The sequence below is a fragment of the Janibacter endophyticus genome (assembly GCF_016888335.1).
GTDB lineage: Bacteria > Actinomycetota > Actinomycetes > Actinomycetales > Dermatophilaceae > Marihabitans > Marihabitans endophyticum.
In genome coordinates this window covers 2635433-2655078 of sequence record NZ_JAFEJG010000004.1, presented here as the reverse complement: position 1 = coordinate 2655078, position 19646 = coordinate 2635433, and the positions used below count along the sequence as shown (strand labels likewise).

Here is a 19646-nt window from a genome sequence, read left to right as displayed (position 1 = left end):
GGCGAGCCCCGCCTGCGGGGCGAGCGCTGCCTCGTGGACCACGCACCGGTCGCCGCAGGCCGCGACGTTCTGGCGGAGGGTCTGCAGGTTGTGGGGCACCGAGGGTGTGGAAGGCAGCTCGGTAGTTGCGCAGCCGGAAGGGGTTGGCGGTCACGGTGAAGAGGGTCGCGGTCTGGTACGGGGCCGTGAGCCAGAGCAGGGACCGCAGGGCAGGGCTGGGTGGGTGGCGCGAGTAGACGAGGACGGTCAGAGTGGTGACCCCAAGGGCCGCGTCCGAGACGGACACGTCAGTCCCGCCCACGCTGAGCCGCGCGGCGCCGTAGAGCAGAGGCAGCGCCAAGAGCGGGACCGCCACCGGGTGGAGGGCGGTGACCCCGAGGAGCAGGACGACGGCGGCCACCGCAGGAGCCACCACGGGTCGCTGAGGTGCCAGCCATCCGATCCCGGTCGCTACCAGGAGGCCGACGATCAGGCCGACCGGGGCGATGAGGCTGATGGGCAGGGTGCACCACGTCGTCGGCCTAGACGCCCTCCGGATCCTGGCCGCACTGGCTGTCTTCGTCTGCCACCTCGCGGCCTACTGGGAGCTGCAGGATCTGCCCCTGAAGCTGCCCGAGCTCCTCGCCAACGGCTCGCACGGGGTCGACGTCTTCATCGTGCTGTCGGGGTTCGTGCTCAGCCTCCCGGTGCTCGTGACGGGCAGAGAGCTCGACACGGCCAACTTCCTCCGACGCCGAGCCTCGAGGATCCTGCCTCCGTACTACGTCGCCCTGGCGCTGGCGGCAGCACTGGCGCTCTCGCCCGCCGCCTGGATGATCGTGGCGGAGCGTGCCTCCCTCGGTGACCTGGCGTGGCACGCGGTCCTCCTCCAGCCGTGGACCCCGTCGCGGTTCGGCACGATCAACGGGTCGCTGTGGAGCGTCGCGCTCGAGGTCCAGCTGTACGCGCTGATGCCCTTCCTCATGCTCTTCGCGCGACGCTGGGGGGTCATGCCCCTCGCCGTCGGGACGGCGGTCCTCTCGGTCGGCCTGACAGCTGTGGACGTCCCGGGCGCCCTCGGCGCCGCGGTCAGCGACGAGCACAACCTCCTGGTGCGTCTCTTCCAGTTCGTCGCGGGCATGGCATGCGCTCGTCTCGTCGTGGATCGTCGGGTGCCTCCCAGCTGGGTCCTCTGGCCTGCCCTGCTCGTCAGCGGTCTGGTGGCCATAGGTGCCAACACGGCAGAGATGCGGGTGGGGCAGGCGGTCCTCTGGGGCGTGGCCTCGAGCTGTCTGCTGCTCCTCGTCGTCAGCGACCTCGGGGGGAGGATGGCGCGCACCCCGCTCGAGCGTTGGGGCCTCGGGGCCTACAGCTTCTACCTGCTTCACCAGCCGATCGTCCTGGTGCTGGGGAAGGTGGTCCGGCCTCATGTCATCGATGACCGGCTCGCCCTTGTCGTGGGGATCCTCGTGTGCCTGCCGCCGGTGGGGCTCGCCGCGTGGGCCCTCTACCTCGCCGTCGAGCGCCCGGCACACCTCTTTGGCAGGGCCCGGTACCGCTCGCTCAAGCCGTCGGGCCAGCCCGCGCCCTAGGGTGTGGCCGGGAGCACCGGTGACAGGAGGACGAGTGGCCAGATCGCGGGACCTGACCGTCGACATCGCCAAGGGCATCACGATCGTCCTCATCGTCCTCAGCCACGCCATCGTCGGCGTGTGGCACGCCGAGACGGTCGACGACGAGGCGCGCGGTGCGCTCATGCCCGCCCTCTACCTCGTGCACATCGTCGTCTTCGCCTTCCTCTCCGGGCTCTTCGTCGCCCGCGGTGTGGAGAAGTCCGGTGCTGCCCGCTACCTCGCCTCCCGGGCCGCACTCTTCGTCTGGCTGTACCTGCTGTGGACCCTGCTGCAGCGTGGGGCGCGGGTCATCGGCGGCCCCTTCTCCGCCAACCAGGCCTCACCGCTGGAGCTGCTCACGGTGTGGCGCCCCGAGGGTCAGCTGTGGTTCCTGCCGTGGCTGCTCGCCGCGACCGTGCTCGTCGTCCTCGCCCGCCCCTGGGCCTCCGCGCTGCGTGGGTGGGGCCTGCTCGTCGCGACGTCGGTGATGGCCCTGCTCGTCTGGGGGTGGGAGCCCAACGTCGTGGTCGTCCAGGGCCTGGCGATCACCCCCTTCTTCGTCGCCGGCGCCCTGGTGCGGGGGGACCGCTTGTCCGAGCTCGTCCGGCGGCTCGGCGTAGCGGCCCTCACCGCTGCCGTCGTCGTCGCGGGCGGCCTCTACGCGCTGGTGGTCACCGTGGCCCACTTCGCCATGCCGACCGCGGCCAGCCCGGACCGCTCACCCGTCCCGCTCGCCTGGGGGGTCCTCGGCTCGGTGAGCGGGCTCGTCCTCGTCCTGGCCGTGAGCGCCCTCCTCGCCCGGAGCGTCGGCACCGGTGCGGTGGCCGCCCTCGGCCGGCGCAGCATGGAGATCTACCTCGGCCACATCCTCGTCGGCTCGCTGACCCGGGCCGCCCTGGTCGAGGTGGGGGTGAGCGACGGGCTCGTCCATCTCGTCGTCGGCACGGTCACGGGCGTGCTCGTCCCCGTCCTCGTGTGGTGGGTCGCCACGCGCGTCGGCGCGGGCTGGCTCTTCGCCCCGCCGAAGGGGGTCGAGCGTCGGCTGGCGGGTCGACCGGTCTGACGGGGTCTCGAGGCTCGCAAGCTCGCACCTCGACCCGCATGAAGCTCGCACTCGACCAGCGGAGGGTCAGACCTCCCGGGCCGCCGGGCCGGAGGGGAGCGCAGCGTAGAAGACCGGCGCGTCCCACCCCTTCGCCGCGAAGACCCGTTCCGTCGCCTCCCGGACCGCCCCGACGCTGTCGTGGGCGACGAGGGTGACGGTGGACCCGCCGAAGCCGCCCCCGGTCACCCGTGACCCGAGAGCCCCCGCAACCAGCGCCGACTCGACGGCGACGTCGAGGTGGGGGACGGTCACCTCGAAGTCCTCTCGCAGCGAGACGTGCCCTGCGGTGAGGCACGCACCGACGGCTGCGAGGTCTCCGGTGTCGAGAGCGGCCACGACGGCACGGACCCGCTCATTCTCGGTGACGACGTGCCGGGCACGTCGCCCGACGACCTCGTCCACCGCAGCGAGGAGCGAAGGCAGGTCCGCCGGCCCGAGCGAGCGCAGGCTCGGCACCCCCGCGGCCGCAGCCGCCGCCTCGCAGGCGCGTCGCCGCGCCTCGTACTGCCCGTCGAGGAGCTGGTGCGGGCTGCGGGTGTCCGTGACGAGCAGGCTGTGCCCAGGCAGGGCGGCGGGGATGTGCTCGACCGCGCCGTCCTGGCAGTCGAGCAGCAGCAGGTGCCCGGCGCGCGCCCGCAGCGAGACGGTCTGGTCCATGCCGCCGGTGGCGGCTCCGGCGACGACGTTCTCCGCCCGCACGCACGCGGCCGCCAGCTCCGCGCGACCCTCGTCGGACCCCAGCAGCCCGAGCCCGAAGAGGTCGCTCGCCGCGGCCCCCACCGCGCACGCCAGCGCCGCCGAGCTCGACAGCCCCGCCCCCGTCGGCACGTTCGAGGCGAAGGCCAGCTCCATCCCGCGCACCTCGTGACCCGCCTGCCGCAGCGCCCACAGGACCCCGACGACGTAGGCGGCCCACCCCTTCGGACGACCGGGACCGGCCTGGCCCAGGTCGCACCGCAGCACCCGGCCGAAGCCCGCCGAGGACAGGACGACGAGGTCGTCGTCGCGGCGCGACGCGGCGACCCGGGTGCGCAGCGGGAGAGCCAGCGGCAGGCACAGCCCGTCGTTGTAGTCGGTGTGCTCACCGATGAGGTTGACCCGCCCCGGCGCAGACCACACCCCCTCGGCGGGTGCTCCGGTGCGCTCCTGCAGGACCTCGGTGACCTCCACGATCAGACCGTACCGACGAGCGACCACGCGCGTCGGCACCGGGGGAGCCCCTGACATGATGGGGCCCATGCCCGAGCACACCCCTGCCACCCAGCCGCGCTCCCTCTCGGGGATGCAGCCGACGAGCGACTCGCTGCACCTGGGCAACTACATCGGTGCGCTGATCAACTGGGTCGAGCTCCAGGAGCGCACCGACGCCTTCTACTTCGTCGCCGACCTGCACGCGCAGACCGTGCCGACCGACCCCGAGGTCATCCGCCGGCGCACCCGGATCACCGCCGCGCAGTTCATCGCCGGAGGGGTCGACCCCGAGCGCTCGGCCGTCTTCTGCCAGAGCCATGTCCGGGAGCACACCGAGGTGGCGTGGATCCTGTCCTGCCAGACGGCGTTCGGCGAGATGAACCGGATGACGCAGTTCAAGGACAAGACCGCCAAGGGGCAGAACGCCAACGTCGGGCTCTTCTACTACCCGATCCTCATGGCCAGCGACATCCTCCTCTACCGGCCGGAGTACGTGCCCGTCGGCGACGACCAGCGCCAGCACCTCGAGATCACCCGCGACCTCGCCACCCGCTTCAACACCCGCTTCGGCGAGACCTTCGTCGTGCCCGAGCCGTACATCCTCAAGGAGTCGGCGCGGATCATGGACCTCCAGGAGCCGGCGCAGAAGATGTCCGGCTCCACGTCGAGCGACAAGGGCCTGCTGCTCCTCAGCGACGAGCCGTCCCGCCTGGCGAAGAAGCTGCGCTCCGCCGTCACCGACACCGACGCCGAGATCCGCTTCGACCCCGAGGCCAAGCCCGGCGTCTCCAACCTGCTGACCATCCACTCCGCGCTCTCAAGACGCCCGGTCGACGAGCTCGTCGCCGAGTACGCCGGCCGCGGCTACGGCGACCTCAAGAAGGACGTCGCCGAGGTCGTCGTCGCCGCCGTCGAGCCCTTCCAGGTCCGCATGGCCGAGCTCATGGACGACCCGGCCGAGCTCGACCGGATCCTCGCCACGGGTGCCGAGCGAGCCACCGAGGTCGCCAGCCAGACCCGCAACGCCGTCTACGACGCCGTCGGGGTCCTGCCCCCGGCCGGAGGGTTCTGAGCGGTCATGGCGACCTACGGCGTCTCGATCGCCATCCCCTCGCCCTGGGGGGACGAGCTCCAGCTGTGCAGAGAGGGGTACGGCGACCCGCAGGCGCACGCCATCCCACCGCACGTCACGCTGCTGCCGCCGACCGTCATCGAGGACGCCGACCTGCCCGCCTTCGAGGCCCACCTCGAGCTCGTCGGGGCACGCTTCGCCCCCTTCGACATGCTGCTGCGCGGGACCGGCACGTTCCGGCCGATCAGCCCCGTCGTCTTCGTCCAGGTCGCCGCCGGCATCCCGTGGTGCGAGCTGCTCGAGCAGGCCGTGCGCAGCGGACCGGTGCACCGCGAGCTCGAGTTCCCCTACCACCCGCACGTGACCGTCGCCCACGCCGTGCCGGAGGCCAACCTGGACCAGGCCTTCGCCGGGCTCGAGCACTTCGAGGCGGCCTTCACGGTCGGGGACATCCACCTCTACGTCCACGGGGACGACGAGGTCTGGCGGCCGCTGCGGGCCTTCGAGCTCGCCGGCTGAGGAAGAGCTCGCCACCCCGACGCCCGGCGGGGGCACCAAGGTGTCACCCACGCGTCACCCGGCACCACCCCCTTCGTCACCGGATGACGCACCGGTGACGCGACGGTGGGCGTCGTGAGAGTTGCCATCGCGACCGAGTCCTTCCTGCCGAGTCTCAACGGCGTGACCACGAGCGTGTGCCGGGTCACCGAGGAGCTGGCCGAGCAGGGGCACGAGGCGATGATCATCGCCCCCGGCCCCGGACCGTCCTGGTTCGCCGGGCAACCCGTCCGACGACTGCCGGGCATGACCGTGCGCGGCTTCCGGGCCGGGCTGCCGACGCGCGAGCTGCGGCGGGCGGTGCGCGACTTCCGGCCCGACGTCGTCCACCTCGCCTCGCCCTTCCTCGTCGGTGCCCGCGGTGTCCGGGAGGCCGTGACCGCGGACGTCCCGACCGTGGCGATCTACCAGACCGACATGCCCTCCTACGTGCAGCAGCACGGGCCGGGGGCGCTCGGACGCGGCGCCGAGGCGCTCACCTGGCGGTGGATCCGCAACCTCCACGAGCGGGCCGACCTCACCCTGGCACCCTCACAGCCGACGCTCGACGAGCTACGGGCCCACGGCGTCCCGCGCACCGGGCTGTGGGGGAGAGGGGTCGACACCCGCCTCTTCAACCCTCGCCGGCGAGACGAGGAGGGCACCCTCGCACTGCGCCGCGCGCTGGCCCCCGAGGGCGAGGTGCTCCTCGGCTACGTCGGCCGGCTGGCCCCGGAGAAGGAGCTGCACCGGCTCGTCGAGATCGCCCAGCTGCCCGGCACGCGGCTCGTCCTCGTCGGGGAGGGCCCGAGCCGCAACGAGCTCGGCGCGCGGCTCTCCGAGGCCGTCGCCTCGAGCGGCCGGCGACCGAACCTGCCGCCCGCCTTCCTCGGTCCGCTCACGGGCGACGCACTGGCCCGTGCCTACGCCGCCTTCGACCTCTTCGTCCACACGGGCACCAAGGAGACCTTCGGCCAGACGCTCCAGGAGGCGGCCGCGACCGGGCTGCCCGTCGTGGCGCCCGGCGCCGGTGGACCCCTCGACCTCGTCATGCACGGCGAGACCGGGTACCACTACGACCCGACGCTGCCCGGCTCGCTCCTCGAGCACGCACGTCGTCTCGCGGTGGACCCGTCGCTGCGGGACGCCATGGGGCGCGCCGGTGCCCAGCGCGTCGCCGGCCGGTCGTGGGCCGCCCTCACCGGACAGCTCGTCGACCACTACGACCGCGTGCTCACCGGCCGCGTCGCCTGAGCCCGGTCGTCCTGCCAGGTACGGTCCTGGGCATGAGCGGCGAGACCTCGGCGGCAACGGGCGACGGCACGGACGAAGGGGTGATCCCGGGCTTCTGGGCGGTCGTGCCCGCCGGGGGAGCGGGGACCCGGCTGTGGCCGGTGTCCCGGGCCACGTCGCCGAAGTTCCTCCACGACCTCACCGGCAGCGGCCGCACCCTCATCCAGGCGACCGTCGACCGGCTCCGCCCGCTCGCCGGCGACCAGGTCGTCGTCGTCACGGGCGAGGCGCACGCCGCCGCAGTCCGGGAGCAGCTGCCCGGTCTGCCCTCCGACCACCTGCTCGCCGAGCCCAGCCCCCGGGACTCCATGGCGGCGATCGCCTGGGCCGCGGCGGTGCTCGAGGCCCGCGACCCCGATGCGGTGCTGGGGTCCTTCGCCGCCGACCACGTCGTCACCGGCAGCGAGGCCTTCCGCGCGGCGGTCACCGAGGCCGTCGACGTCGCCCGGCAGGGCTTCCTCGTGACCATCGGCATCGAGCCGACCTTCCCGTCGACCGGCTTCGGGTACATCCAGACCGGGCGAGGGCTCCCCGGCTTCCGGACCGCCTGCCGGGTGCGGCAGTTCGTCGAGAAGCCCGACGCCCGCCGCGCCGCGAGCTACCTCGCGACCGGGGAGTTCCGGTGGAACGCCGGGATGTTCGTCGTGCGGGCGACCACGCTGCTCGACCTGCTCGCTCGCTGGCATCCCGCGCTCGCCGACGGCGCGCGCCTGCTGGCCCGCGCGCCCGAGCGGCACGACGAGATCTGGCCGACGCTGGAGAAGATCGCCATCGACCACGCGCTGGCCGAGCCGGCCGCCGACGAGGGCCTCGTCGCCGTCGTGCCGGGGACCTTCGGCTGGGACGACATCGGCGACTTCAGGTCGCTGGCGGGGCTGCTGCCCGGTGACGAGGACGGCGTCATCGTCGTCGGCGACGAGGAGCAGGTCCAGGCCGTCGACTCGAGCGGGCTCGTCGTCAGCGAGTCCGGCCGGCTCGTCGCCCTCGTCGGCGTCGAGGGCATCGTCGTCGTCGAGACCGACGACGCCCTCCTCGTGACGACGGCCGAGCGCGCCCAGGACGTCAAGCGGGTCGTCGAGGCGCTCAAGGCCGCGGGCCGTACCGAGCTCGTGTGACCCCGGTCGCCGCGCCAGGGCCCCGGAGTAGAGTGCGACGTTGACATGACAGCTCCCCTCGCCCCGACGCTCCTGCGCGTCGTCGACGACCTCGTCCCGGAGCTCATCGCCTTCCGCCGCGATCTCCACGCGCACCCCGAGCTGGGCTTCGCCGAGCACCGGACGACCCAGCGGATCCGCGAGCGGATCGTCGCCGCCGGCCTGACCCCCACTGACGTCGGCGAGACCGGCCTCGTCGTCGACCTCGGGGCCGAGCAGCCCCGCCGGCGGGTCGCGCTGCGCGGCGACATCGACGCCCTGCCGATCCGTGAGCGCACCGGCCTCGACTGGTCCTCGACGGTCGAGGGCGTGTGCCACGCCTGCGGCCACGACGTCCACACCGCCGTCCTGCTCGGCGCGGGCCTGGCCCTGTCCACCGTCGCCGACGACCTCGCCGAGCGCGGCGTCGGCGTCCGCCTCGTCTTCCAGCCCGCCGAGGAGTCGATGCCCGGCGGCGCGGAGAAGCTCGTCGAGCTCGGGGTCATGCGCGACGTCGACGTCGCCTACGCCGTCCACTGCGACCCCTCGATCGACGTCGGCAGCATCGGGCTCAAGGAGGGTCCGCTCACCGCCGCCGCCGACCGCGTCGTCATCACCGTCGGCGGCCGAGGCGGCCACACCTCCCGCCCCCACCTCACCGAGGACCTCACCTTCGCGCTCGCCAAGGTCGTCACCGAGGTGCCCGCGATCCTCTCCCGCCGGATGGACCCCCGCTCCGGCGTCGCCCTCGTCTGGGGGCAGATCCAGGCCGGCGGCGCCGCCAACGTCATCCCCTCGACCGGCCGCGCCGAGGGCACGATCCGGATGCTCGACGTCTCCGTCTGGGACGACATGGAGTCCTTCCTCACCGAGATCGTCCACGAGGTCGTCGAGCCCTACGGCGTGCGCGCACGCGTCGAGTACGTCCGCGGCGTTCCGCCCGTCGTCAACGACCCCAAGGCCGTCGCCGCCCTCGGTCGGGCCGCGCTCACCGCCCACCTCGCACCGGTGCCGACCCCGCAGTCGCTCGGCGGCGAGGACTTCGGCTGGCTCATCCAGGAGAGCAGCGGGGCCATGGCCCGCCTCGGGACGAGGACCCCCGGAGGGACGACCTACGACCTCCACCAGGGCGACCTCGTCGTCGACGAGGGCGCCGTGCGTGCCGGCACCCTGCTGCTCACCCTGGCCGCCGCGGGGGAGTGGACCCGGGTCGACGACCCGAGCTGACCCCCCTTCGTACCCCCCTCGGTACCGGCGAAGGGGTGGCACCGACCGGTCACGGCAGCGTCGCGACTCGGTAACAACCCCGGGGAGATCCGCGGGAACGGTCAAGGCACGAGACCGCCGGGCCTAGCATTGATCGAAGGGCCGACCCCTGCCGGCCACCTGCACACGCCCAATTGAAGGAGAGCACCGTGCGCCACTCCCTGATCAAGGTCGCCGCGATGTCGTCGGTGGCCGCCCTGTCCCTCGCCGCCTGCGGCGGCTCCGACGCCGACTCGGACGCGACCTCCGGCGGAGGCGACAACGCCAGCGACGTGAAGTTCTGCCTGGCCTACGACGTGGGTGGCCGCGGCGACCAGTCCTTCAACGACTCGGCGGCCAAGGGCCTCGACAAGGCGAAGTCCGAGCTCGGCATCGACTCGGCCGAGGCCGAGGCCAGCCAGGAGGAGAACGACGCAGCCCGCGAGGACCGCCTCAACGCGCTCGTCGACGGCGGCTGCACCGACATCGTCGGCGTCGGCTTCATCTACGCGACCGCGGTCGGCAACGCCGCCAAGGCCAACCCGGACGTGAACTTCGGTGTCGTCGACGACGCGTCGCCGGCCTCCGAGGGCGACAACATCGCCCAGCTCGTCTTCGCCGAGGAGGAGGGCTCCTTCCTCGTCGGTGCGGCCGCGGCCCTGAAGTCCAAGAGCGGCAAGCTCGGCTTCGTCGGTGGCATGGACACCCCGCTCATCAACAAGTTCGAGAAGGGCTTCGAGGCCGGCGCCAAGGAGGTCAACCCTGACGCCACCGTCGAGGTCAAGTACCTCGCCGACAACGGCTCCGGCTTCGCCGACCCGGCCAAGGGCAAGACCGCGGCCGAGGGCATGTACGACCAGGGTGCCGACGTGGTCTACCACGCCGCTGGTGGCTCGGGCTCCGGTGTCTTCCAGGCGGCCAAGGCCGCGAAGAAGCTCGCGATCGGTGTCGACTCCGACCAGGCGCTCACCGCCGAGGAGGACGTCCGTGACGTCATCCTCACCTCCATGGTCAAGAACGTCGACGTCGCGATCTTCGACATGGCCAAGGCCTCGGTCGACGGCGAGCCGCTGAGCGGCGTGCAGTCCTTCGACCTCAAGTCCGGCGGCGTCGACTACGCGACCACCGGCGGCAAGGTCGACGACATCAAGACCAAGCTCGACGAGTACAAGCAGCAGATCATCGACGGTAAGATCACCGTCCCGTCCAGCTGATCTCGCAGGACGCCTGGGGCCCGGTCACGCGATGCGCGTCGGCCGGGCTCCCGGTCGTCCAGGGAGATACCCTGAGCCCCCGGGTCGTCCCTGACGACCCGTCCCGCCCGCAGCCTCGATGACGAGGAGACCGCCATCAGCACCGCAGCCACGCAGCAGGCCGGCACGGCAGCCCACCCGGGCGCGACCGCCGTGCGCCTCGAGGGCATCACCAAGCGATTCCCCGGCGTCATCGCCAACCACGACGTGACCTTCGAGGTCGCCCGCGGCACCGTGCACGCCATCGTCGGCGAGAACGGCGCGGGCAAGTCGACGCTGATGAAGATCCTCTACGGGGTCCAGCGCCCCGACGAGGGCACGATCGAGATCAACGGGGAGCGGGTCGACCTCAAGACCCCCAGCGATGCCATCAAGCACGGCGTCGGCATGGTCTTCCAGCACTTCATGCTCGCGGACAACCTCACCGTGCTCGAGAACGTCGTCCTGGGCGCCGAGGGGCTGCACGGCATCGGGGGCAAGGCGCGCGAGGAGATCCGCCGGATCTCCTCGGCCTACGGCCTCGACATCGACCCGGACTCGCTCGTCGGCGAGCTCGGCGTCGGCGCCCGCCAGCGGGTCGAGATCCTCAAGGTCCTCTACCGCGGCGCCAAGATCATCATCCTCGACGAGCCGACGGCCGTCCTCGTGCCGCAGGAGGTCGACGAGCTCTTCGACAACCTGCGCGAGCTCAAGGCCGAGGGCCTGACCGTCCTCTTCATCTCGCACAAGCTCGACGAGGTGCTCTCCGTCGCCGATGCCGTCACGGTGATCCGCCGGGGCACGACCGTCGACACGGTGCTCCCGCAGGACGTCAACGCCCGTCAGCTCGCCGAGCTCATGGTCGGCTCCGAGCTCCCGACCCCCCAGACCGAGGAGTCCACTGTCACCGACCGACCCGTCCTGCGGGTCGAGGGGGTCAAACTCGCCGGCGCGGCCGGCGCCGGACGCGACCTGCTGAGCGATGTCTCGCTGACGATCCACGCGGGTGAGGTCCTCGGCATCGCGGGCGTCGAGGGCAACGGCCAGGCCGAGCTCGTCGAGGTCATCATGGGCATGCGTGAGCCCAGCTCAGGCACCGTCTGGCTCGAGGACACCGACATCTCCGACTGGGGGGTCCGCCAGATCCGCGAGGCGGGCGTCGGGTACATCCCCGAGGACCGGCAGCGCCACGGCCTGCTCCTCGACGCCCCGCTGTGGGAGAACCGGATGCTCGGTCACCAGACCGAGAAGCCCAACGTCAAGGGGCAGCTCATCGACGGCGCCGGCGCCCGCAAGGACACCGAGCGCATCGTCGAGCAGTACGACGTGCGGACCCCGAGCATCTACGTCACCGCCGGGTCCCTCTCCGGCGGCAACCAGCAGAAGCTCATCGTCGGGCGCGAGATGAGCCACGCCCCCAAGGTGCTCATCGCGGCGCACCCGACCCGAGGCGTGGACGTCGGCGCGCAGGCCGCCATCTGGGACCTCATGCGTGAGGCCCGGCGCGAGGGCCTCGCCGTGCTGCTCATCAGCGCCGACCTCGAGGAGCTCATCGGGCTCTCCGACACGATCAAGGTCATCCTCCGCGGGCGGATCACCGGCGAGTTCGACCCGGACGAGGTGACGAGCCAGCAGCTCGGCAGCGCGATGACCGGCGCGGACGCCGAGGCCGGCCCCGAGCCTCTCCCCGGGCGGAACGACCACAGCGAAGGAACCCAGGCATGAGCCGCTTCAACCCGCGCAGCCTCCTGCTGACGCTGGCCGCTCCGGTGCTGGCGCTCGTCGTCGCCTTCGTCGTCACCTCGCTCATCCTGCTCGCCGTCGGCGACCCGGTCGGCAAGGTGTGGGAGACCCTGCTCACGCCGCCGCGGGCCCGTGCCGTGGTCAACATCGTCAACAACGGTGCCGTCTACTACCTCTCGGCGATCGCCGTGGCCATCGGCTTCAAGATGAACCTCTTCAACATCGGTGTCGACGGCCAGTACCGCATCGCGACCTTCGCCGCGGCGGTCTTCGCCGGGAACGGCTGGCTGCCAGGGCCGCTGAACATCCTCGTCGCCCTCCTCGTCGCCATGCTCGCCGGCGGCATCTGGGCCGGCATCGCCGCGTGGCTCAAGGTCAAGCGCGGTGTCTCCGAGGTCATCTCGACGATCATGCTCAACGCGATCTCCGCCGGTCTCGTCGGCTGGGGCCTGCGGCAAGTCGGCTCCCGCGCCGAGGGGGGCAACACGATCAGCACCACGGAGATCCCGCTGAGCTCCCAGCTCGAGGGCCTCCAGATCATCCCGGGGGCGGCCAACCGGGTCTACACCCTGGCCCTGCTCGCGATCGTCGTCGGCCTGGCCTACTGGTTCATCCTCAACCGCACCCGCTTCGGCTTCGACCTGCGGGCGACCGGACAGTCCGAGACCGCGGCCGTGGCCAGCGGCGTCAAGGTCCCGCGCATGGTCATCGGGGCGATGATCGCCTCCGGTGCCGTCGCCGGCCTCATCGGCATGCCGGCGTTCTTCGGCGCCGACCACTCCTACGGGCTGAACTTCCAGGGTGGCATCGGCTTCATCGGCATCGGGATCGCCCTGCTCGGCCGCAACCACCCCGTCGGCATCGCCTTCGCGGCGCTGCTCTGGGCCTACCTCGACCGGACCTCTGACGCCCTCCAGCTGCAGGCCGGTGTCGCACCGCAGCTCGTCTTCATCATCCAAGGTGTCATCCTCTTCGCCGTCGTCATCGCCTACGAGGTGATCCGGCGTGTCGACCAGCGCATGGAGCAGACCCACGTGGCCAAGACCCTTCGAGAAGCCAGCCCGGTCAAGGAAGGGGTGTCGGCATGAGCGACACAGGTCTGAGGGTCGGCGCTGCGGCATCCCCCGAGGCGCCCGCCGAGGCACCCAGGCGCTCCCGTCTGCCCTGGTGGACCTCCGCGGCCGTCGTCGCGGGCGTCCTCCTCGTCCTCGCGATCGTCCGCGTCGTCACCGGCGTCGGCGAGGTGAGCTCCTCCGGCACGCTCGGCGCCGCGCTCGCCTGGGCCATGCCCATCGCGCTCGCCGGTCTCGGCGGCCTCTGGTCCGAGCGGGCCGGCATCGTCAACATCGGTCTCGAGGGCATGATGATCCTCGGCACCTGGGGCGCCGCCTTCGGCGCCATCCACGGCGGGCCCTGGATGGGTCTGGTCGGCGCGATCCTCGGCGGTGTCGTCGGCGGCATCATCCACGCGATCGCCACGGTGACCTTCGGCGTCGACCACATCGTCTCCGGCGTGGCGCTCAACATCATCGCCCTCGGCGCCGCGGCCTTCCTCGCGACCCGCTTCTTCTCCGAGCTCGAGGGCGGCGGGTCGACCCAGTCGCCGCCGTTGCCCGGCCTGTGGCGCGTCCCGGACAACCCGGTCGCAGGTGCCTTCGAGTCCGTCGAGCAGTCCGACATCTTCTTCGTCTCCGAGGTCGGCGCGCTGCTGCGCGCCCTGACCGTCGGCGTCTCCATCCTGACGATCGTCGGCATCGGCCTCTTCGTCGCCAGCTACTGGATCCTGTGGCGGACCCCCTTCGGCCTGCGGCTGCGCTCGTGCGGCGAGTCGCCTGCCGCCGCCGAGTCCCTCGGCGTCAACGTCTACCTCTACAAGTTCATCGCCGTGATCATCTCCGGCGGGCTCGCCGGCCTCGGTGGTGGCTTCCTCGCGATGGTTGCCTCGAACCACTTCCGAGAGGGGCAGACCGGTGGCCGTGGCTACATCGGCCTCGCCGCGATGATCTTCGGCAACTGGCGGCCCGGCGGGCTGCTCGCCGGCTCCGGGCTCTTCGGCTTCATGGACGCGCTCCAGCTCCGTGGCGGCGGCACCGCCCTGCACGCGCTGCTGCTCGCCATCGCGATCCTCCTGCTGGCCTTCGGGCTCTGGCAGGTGCTGCGCTCGAAGCGCACCGTGGCCGGCAGCATCACGATCGGCATCGCCGTCGTCGTCTTCCTCGGCTGGGTCCTCTTCGACACCATCCCGGACGACTTCACGAAGTTCGCCCCGCACCTCACCACCCTGCTCGTCCTCGCCTTCGCCAGCCAACGGCTGCGGATGCCGGCGGCCGACGGCAAGGTCTACCGCAAGGGCGAGGGCCACTAGGTGGACCCAGCCATCACCCCTTCGCCCGAGTCCGTGCCGGTCGACTGGGCCGCCCTGCGGGTGGCCGCGACCGAGGCGATGCGCCGGGCGTACGCGCCCTACTCGGGGTACGCGGTCGGTGTCGCCGGGCTCGTCGACGACGGGCGGGTGGTCACCGGCTGCAACGTCGAGAACGCGAGCTACGGCATCGGGCTGTGCGCCGAGTGCGGCATGGTCAGCCAGCTCGCGCTCACCGGCGGGGGACGGCTCGTCGCGGTGTCCTGCGTCGACGCACACGGCGCCACGATCATGCCCTGCGGCCGGTGCCGACAGCTCATCCACGAGCACGGCGGCGACGCCTGCCTCATCGAGACGCCGGCCGGCGTCCTGAGCATGGCCGACGTGCTGCCGCAGGCGTTCGGCCCCGACGACCTCGAAGGAGCACGAGCATGAGCGAGCAGCACGACGCCGTCGACATCATCCGCGCCAAGCGTGACCGCCAGACCCTCACCGACGAGCAGATCGACTGGGTCATCGACGCGTACACGCGCGGGGCGGTGGCCGACGAGCAGATGTCCGCGCTGGCCATGGCGATCCTGCTCAACGGCATGGACCGCGCCGAGATCAGCCGATGGACCGCCGCGATGATCGCGTCGGGGGAGCGGATGGACTTCTGCTCGCTCTCCCGCCCGACGGCCGACAAGCACTCCACCGGCGGCGTCGGCGACAAGATCACGCTGCCGCTCGCCCCGCTCGTCGCGGTCTTCGACGTCGCCGTGCCCCAGCTCTCCGGGCGCGGCCTCGGCCACACGGGTGGCACGCTCGACAAGCTCGAGGCGATCCCCGGCTGGCGGGCCGACCTGACCAGCGAGGCGATGCTGCGCCAGCTCGACGAGGTCGGCGCGGTGATCTGCGCGGCCGGGTCCGGCCTGGCTCCCGCGGACAAGAAGCTCTACGCCCTGCGCGACGTCACCGGCACCGTCGAGGCGATCCCGCTCATCGCCAGCTCGATCATGAGCAAGAAGATCGCCGAGGGCACCGGCGCGCTCGTCCTCGACGTCAAGGTCGGCAGCGGGGCCTTCATGAAGACCGAGGCCGACGCCCGCGAGCTCGCCGAGACGATGGTCGCGCTCGGCACCGACGCGGGCGTGCGCACCGTCGCGCTGCTCACCGACATGGCGACCCCGCTCGGGCTCACCGCCGGCAACGGGCTCGAGGTCCGCGAGTCCGTCGAGGTGCTCGCCGGCGGCGGGCCGCAGGACGTCGTCGACCTCACCGTGGCCCTGGCCGTCGAGATGCTCGCGGGCGCCGGTCGGGCGCAGGACGAGGGGGAGGTCCGCGCGGCCCTCGTGGACGGCCGGGCGATGGACGTGTGGCGCCGGATGATCGCTGCGCAGGGTGGCGACCCCGATGCCCCGCTGCCGACCGCGCGCGAGACCGAGACGGTCCTCGCCGACACCGACGGGGTGCTCACCGCGCTCGACGCCTACGCCGTGGGGGTCGCGGCCTGGCGCCTCGGCGCCGGCCGGGCCCGCAAGGAGGACCCGGTGCAGGCCGCGGCCGGTGTCGAGCTGCACGCCAAGCCCGGTGACCGCGTGAGCGCCGGCCAGCCGCTGATGACCCTGCACACCGACACCCCGGAGCGCTTCGCGCGAGCCCGGGAAGCGCTGGCCGGGGGCTGGCAGATCGGGGAGGCCGAGCAGGCCGGATCTCGCTCCGTCGTCCTCGACCGGATCACCGCCGAGGAGGCCGACCGATGACCGACCCGGGCCGCACCCCTTCGCCGGTCACCGTCAACGACCACCCGGCGATCGTCGACGTGCCGGGCGGCAAGGTCATCGCCGAGCACGTCGGCAGGGTCGCCACCGGTGACACGGCGATGTCGATCGCGCACATGAAGGCCCCGCCGGGGTGGGACGAGCCGGCGCAGACGCCGGCCTTCGACGAGGTGACGCTGGTGATCTCCGGGAGCGTCGTCGTCGAGCACGACGACGGGCGGGTCGAGGTGACGGCCGGGCAGTCCGTGCGGACCCGGGCCGGGCAGCGGGTGCGCTACTCCGTCGGCCCGGACGGCGCGGAGTACGTCGCGATCTGCGCGCCGGCCTTCGACCCGGAGACCGTGAACCGCGAGGACGCGTCGTGACCCTGACCCGCGAGATCATCGCCGGCCTGCCCAAGGCGCTGCTGCACGACCACCTCGACGGCGGCGTCCGTCCGGAGACCGTCCTCGAGCTCGCCGACGAGATCGGCCACGAGCTGCCCGTCAACGGGAGCGTCGAGGAGCTGGCGGCGTGGTTCCGTGACAGCGCCGACTCGGGGTCGCTCGTGCGCTACCTCGAGACCTTCGCCCACACGGTCGCCGTGATGCAGACCCCCGACCACCTCTACCGGGTGGCCAAGGAGTGCGTCCTCGACCTGGCGGCCGACGGCGTCGTCTATGCCGAGTCGCGGTACGCGCCGGAGCAGCACCTCGAGCGCGGGATGGCGCTCGACGAGGTCGTCGAGGCGGTCAACGCGGGTTTCCGCGACGGCGAGCGGATGGCTGCCGACGCGGGACAGCCGATCGTCGTGCGGGCGCTGCTCACGGCGATGCGGCACGCCGCGCGCTCGCGGGAGATCGCCGAGCTCGCGGTGCGCTACCGCGACGCCGGGGTCGCGGGCTTCGACATCGCCGGGGCCGAGGCGGGCTTCCCGCCGAGCCGGCACATGGCGGCCTTCGAGTACCTCAAGGCGGAGAACGCGCACTTCACGATCCACGCGGGCGAGGCCTTCGGGCTGCCGTCGATCTGGGAGGCGCTGCAGGTGTGCGGCGCCGACCGGCTCGGTCATGGTGTGCGGATCGTCGACGACATCGGCTTCGGCGACGGGACGGTCACCGACGACCCGGCGGGGGCCAACCTCGCAGCGCTGTCGGACCCGACCTCCCTTCGCCTCGGGCGGCTGGCCGCCTACGTGCGCGACACCCGGGTCCCCCTCGAGATGTGCCCGCACAGCAACGTCCAGACCGGGGCGGCGCCGTCGATCGCCGCCCACCCGATCACCGCGCTCGCGCGGCTGCGCTACCGGGTCACGGTCAACACCGACAACCGGCTGATGTCCGGCACGTCGATGACCCAGGAGATGAGCGCGCTCGTCGAGCAGGCCGGCTGGACCATCGACGACCTGCGCTGGGTGACGACCAACGCGATGAAGTCGGCCTTCCTCCCCTTCGACGAGCGGCTCGCCCTCATCGAGGAGACGATCAAGCCCGCCTACGCCGCCGCCGGCGCCCGCCGCTGAGATCCGAATTCCCCTAGGCTTCTGGCATCCGCTCGCGAATGTTCGCGGGCGGATAGTCAATTTCTGTAGTGGATCAAGGGGTGTGGATAACCACGACGGGCGACTGGGCCGACCGGCCAGTCTTCTGCCATGCGCAACGTGGACCTCACCAGCCTTGCCGGGATCGCTGTCTTCAGCACCTCTCAGGCCGTGGCTGACGGCATCAGCAACCGCACCCTGCACACGCTCACCGCGCGTAGACGGCTCACCCGGCTCCATCACGGCTGGTACACCGCGGTCGGTATCGAGGACGACGAGCATCGCCACAGGCTCTCGGCGCTCGCCGCGGTGCAGCTCATGGACGGCCGCTGCGTCGCGTCGCACCACTCGGCTCTCGTCCTGCACGGCCTGCCCGTGCACCAGGTCGACCTGCGCCAGGTCTTCCTCGAGCGGAGCGACGGCTCGCACGGTCGCCGGCGCCCGGGGGTCGTCGTGCGTGCGGGACGCTCGCGCCGGACGAAGGCGGCCATGGAGGGATGGGCGAAACCCATCCCGACCGTCAGCGTGGCGGACGCATGCGTGCAGTCAGGGGCGCTCCATGGTCCGATGACAGGGCTCGTCGCCGCGGACGCGGCGCTGCGGCGCGAGCTGTGCAGCATCGAGGAGCTCCACGCGGCCGCCGAACGGGCGAAGGGGCACGCCGGCATCGGGGGGATCCGGGCGATGCTGCGCCGTGCGGACGGACGGCACGAGACGCCGGGTGAGACCGTCACTGCGGGGGTGCTGCGCGGGACGGGAATGGCCTTCGAGCCGCAGGTTGAGATCCGGACCCGCGCGGGTACGTACTTCGTGGACTTCCTCAGCGAGAAGCTGAGGCTGATCGTCGAGTTCGACGGCTTCGAGAAGTACGCCAACGTCGAGGACCTCGTCGCTGAGAAGATCCGCGAGGACGCGCTGCGGGCCAAGGGGTACCGGATCGTCCGGGTCATCTGGCGAGAGCTCTTCGAGGAGGGGGCTGTCGCGGCGAAGATCCGCGACGTGCTGGCCTGATCCGCTCAGCAACCTGACAATATGCCCGCGAACGTTCGCGGGCGGATGTCAGAAACCTAGGGGAATTTGGATCTAGTAGCCGGTGGGGGCGGGGATGGCGGCGTCCTGGCCGGGCTCGGGGACGACGAGCGTGCCCGCGTCGACCGCCGTGGCCGCCTCGGCGAGGAGGCTCTGCGTGCTCGACGTGCCGATCCGCGTGACCCCCTCGGCGAGCATCGCCAGGAGCGTCGGGATGTCGCGGACCCCGCCGGAGGCCTTGACCTCCATCGACTCCGGCGTGTGGGCACGCATGAGCCGCACGTCGGGCAGGGTCGCGCCGCCGCCGGCGAAGCCGGTCGAGGTCTTCGTGAAGTCCGCACCCGCGTCGACGCTGGCCCGGCAGGCGTCGATCTTCTGCTGCTCGTCGAGCAGCGCGGTCTCGAAGATCACCTTGACGATGACCCCGGCCTCGTGACCGACCTCGACGACCGCCGCGATGTCGTCGCGGACCGCCGCGACGTCGCCGCCTCGCAGCCGTCCGATGTTGAGCACCATGTCGAGCTCGGTCGCCCCGTCGGCGAGAGCCTGCCGCGCCTCGGCGACCTTGGCGGCCGTCGACGTCGTCCCGTGGGGGAACCCGATGACCGTGCACACCCGCGTCGGCGATCCCTCGACGGCGGCGATCGTCTCCCGGGCCAGCGCGACGTCGCTCGGGCGCACGCACACGCTCCAGATCCGCTGCGCCGCAAGGGCCTTCGTCACCTCTGCGACCTCCGAAGGGGTGAGCTCGGGCTTGAGGAGCGCGTGGTCGACGAGGTCGGCGACGTCCTGGACGGTAAGGGTGCTCCCCGGGGTGAAGGCCTTCATGGCTC

18 protein-coding genes are annotated in these 19646 nt (G+C 72.1%); 16 read left to right on the top strand and 2 right to left on the bottom strand.

Annotated features, from left to right (window positions below; translation table 11 throughout):
• The first annotated feature begins 494 nt into the window (after nt 1–494).
• Together JNO54_RS12725 and JNO54_RS12720 are read left to right on the top strand one after the other, a co-directional pair.
• A complete protein-coding gene (locus JNO54_RS12725; protein WP_204144225.1) occupies nt 495–1571 on the top strand; it encodes an acyltransferase family protein in 1077 nt (358 codons plus the stop codon).
• A 34-nt stretch (nt 1572–1605) separates the two neighbouring features.
• Complete coding sequence (locus JNO54_RS12720; protein WP_204144224.1) at nt 1606–2655, top strand: acyltransferase family protein; 1050 nt, start codon at nt 1606–1608, stop codon at nt 2653–2655.
• Nucleotides 2656–2721: 66 nt separating this feature from the next.
• Here the strand turns inward: JNO54_RS12720 and galK are convergent, their stop codons facing one another.
• On the bottom strand, nt 2722–3867 hold the full coding sequence (galK, locus tag JNO54_RS12715; RefSeq protein ID WP_307818213.1) for a galactokinase: 1146 nt from the start codon (nt 3865–3867) through the stop codon (nt 2722–2724).
• Nucleotides 3868–3934: 67 nt separating this feature from the next.
• On the opposite strand from galK, the gene trpS reads away from it, so the two are divergent.
• From trpS to JNO54_RS12645, 14 genes are all read left to right on the top strand, one after another.
• Entirely contained in the window at nt 3935–4960 is a 1026-nt protein-coding gene (gene trpS, locus JNO54_RS12710; RefSeq protein ID WP_233703248.1) for a tryptophan--tRNA ligase, read from the top strand.
• 6 nt (nt 4961–4966) lie between these two features.
• Entirely contained in the window at nt 4967–5479 is a 513-nt protein-coding gene (locus JNO54_RS12705; protein ID WP_204144222.1) for a 2'-5' RNA ligase family protein, read from the top strand.
• A gap of 114 nt (nt 5480–5593) precedes the next feature.
• Nucleotides 5594–6751 carry a glycosyltransferase family 4 protein gene (locus JNO54_RS12700; RefSeq protein ID WP_204144221.1) on the top strand — a complete coding sequence of 386 codons (1158 nt, stop codon included), beginning with the start codon at nt 5594–5596 and terminating at the stop codon, nt 6749–6751.
• A gap of 32 nt (nt 6752–6783) precedes the next feature.
• Nucleotides 6784–7905 carry a mannose-1-phosphate guanylyltransferase gene (locus tag JNO54_RS12695; protein ID WP_204144220.1) on the top strand — a complete coding sequence of 374 codons (1122 nt, stop codon included), beginning with the start codon at nt 6784–6786 and terminating at the stop codon, nt 7903–7905.
• Nucleotides 7906–7950: 45 nt separating this feature from the next.
• Nucleotides 7951–9150, top strand: coding sequence for an amidohydrolase (locus JNO54_RS12690; protein ID WP_204144219.1), 1200 nt, complete (start codon nt 7951–7953; stop codon nt 9148–9150).
• 188 nt (nt 9151–9338) lie between these two features.
• Nucleotides 9339–10382: a BMP family lipoprotein gene (locus JNO54_RS12685; RefSeq protein ID WP_204144218.1), complete on the top strand. Its 1044-nt coding sequence runs from the start codon at nt 9339–9341 to the stop codon at nt 10380–10382.
• Nucleotides 10383–10574: 192 nt separating this feature from the next.
• Nucleotides 10575–12125, top strand: coding sequence for an ABC transporter ATP-binding protein (locus tag JNO54_RS12680; RefSeq protein ID WP_307818212.1), 1551 nt, complete (start codon nt 10575–10577; stop codon nt 12123–12125).
• A complete protein-coding gene (locus tag JNO54_RS12675) occupies nt 12122–13231 on the top strand; it encodes an ABC transporter permease (RefSeq protein ID WP_204144217.1) in 1110 nt (369 codons plus the stop codon). The genes JNO54_RS12680 and JNO54_RS12675 overlap by 4 nt, the downstream gene beginning before the upstream one ends.
• Nucleotides 13228–14508: an ABC transporter permease gene (locus tag JNO54_RS12670; RefSeq protein WP_204144216.1), complete on the top strand. Its 1281-nt coding sequence runs from the start codon at nt 13228–13230 to the stop codon at nt 14506–14508. The genes JNO54_RS12675 and JNO54_RS12670 overlap by 4 nt, the downstream gene beginning before the upstream one ends.
• On the top strand, nt 14509–14940 hold the full coding sequence (locus JNO54_RS12665; protein ID WP_372430722.1) for a cytidine deaminase: 432 nt from the start codon (nt 14509–14511) through the stop codon (nt 14938–14940).
• Nucleotides 14937–16247: a thymidine phosphorylase gene (locus JNO54_RS12660; RefSeq protein ID WP_204144215.1), complete on the top strand. Its 1311-nt coding sequence runs from the start codon at nt 14937–14939 to the stop codon at nt 16245–16247. The genes JNO54_RS12665 and JNO54_RS12660 overlap by 4 nt, the downstream gene beginning before the upstream one ends.
• The gene (locus JNO54_RS12655) at nt 16244–16630 is read left to right on the top strand and encodes a cupin domain-containing protein (RefSeq protein ID WP_204144214.1); all 387 of its coding nucleotides are present in this window, start codon (nt 16244–16246) and stop codon (nt 16628–16630) included. The genes JNO54_RS12660 and JNO54_RS12655 overlap by 4 nt, the downstream gene beginning before the upstream one ends.
• Before the next feature lie 2 nt (nt 16631–16632).
• On the top strand, nt 16633–17766 hold the full coding sequence (locus tag JNO54_RS12650; protein ID WP_204144723.1) for an adenosine deaminase: 1134 nt from the start codon (nt 16633–16635) through the stop codon (nt 17764–17766).
• A gap of 129 nt (nt 17767–17895) precedes the next feature.
• Nucleotides 17896–18795: a DUF559 domain-containing protein gene (locus JNO54_RS12645; RefSeq protein WP_204144213.1), complete on the top strand. Its 900-nt coding sequence runs from the start codon at nt 17896–17898 to the stop codon at nt 18793–18795.
• Between the two features lie 72 nt (nt 18796–18867).
• Here the strand turns inward: JNO54_RS12645 and deoC are convergent, their stop codons facing one another.
• A complete protein-coding gene (deoC, locus tag JNO54_RS12640) occupies nt 18868–19641 on the bottom strand; it encodes a deoxyribose-phosphate aldolase (RefSeq protein WP_204144212.1) in 774 nt (257 codons plus the stop codon).
• Nucleotides 19642–19646: the final 5 nt, after the last annotated feature.

Bases quoted from the DNA above. Each gene is read 5' to 3' on its own strand.
- JNO54_RS12725 (WP_204144225.1), top strand. From the start codon at position 495: ATGGGCAGGGTGCACCACGTCGTCGGCCTAGACGCCCTCCGGATCCTG.
- trpS (WP_233703248.1), top strand. From the start codon at position 3,935: ATGCCCGAGCACACCCCTGCCACCCAGCCGCGCTCCCTCTCGGGGATG.
- JNO54_RS12705 (WP_204144222.1), top strand. From the start codon at position 4,967: ATGGCGACCTACGGCGTCTCGATCGCCATCCCCTCGCCCTGGGGGGAC.
- JNO54_RS12695 (WP_204144220.1), top strand. From the start codon at position 6,784: ATGAGCGGCGAGACCTCGGCGGCAACGGGCGACGGCACGGACGAAGGG.
- JNO54_RS12690 (WP_204144219.1), top strand. From the start codon at position 7,951: ATGACAGCTCCCCTCGCCCCGACGCTCCTGCGCGTCGTCGACGACCTC.
- JNO54_RS12675 (WP_204144217.1), top strand. From the start codon at position 12,122: ATGAGCCGCTTCAACCCGCGCAGCCTCCTGCTGACGCTGGCCGCTCCG.
- JNO54_RS12670 (WP_204144216.1), top strand. From the start codon at position 13,228: ATGAGCGACACAGGTCTGAGGGTCGGCGCTGCGGCATCCCCCGAGGCG.
- JNO54_RS12660 (WP_204144215.1), top strand. From the start codon at position 14,937: ATGAGCGAGCAGCACGACGCCGTCGACATCATCCGCGCCAAGCGTGAC.
- JNO54_RS12655 (WP_204144214.1), top strand. From the start codon at position 16,244: ATGACCGACCCGGGCCGCACCCCTTCGCCGGTCACCGTCAACGACCAC.
- JNO54_RS12645 (WP_204144213.1), top strand. From the start codon at position 17,896: ATGCGCAACGTGGACCTCACCAGCCTTGCCGGGATCGCTGTCTTCAGC.
- deoC (WP_204144212.1), bottom strand. From the start codon at position 19,641: ATGAAGGCCTTCACCCCGGGGAGCACCCTTACCGTCCAGGACGTCGCC.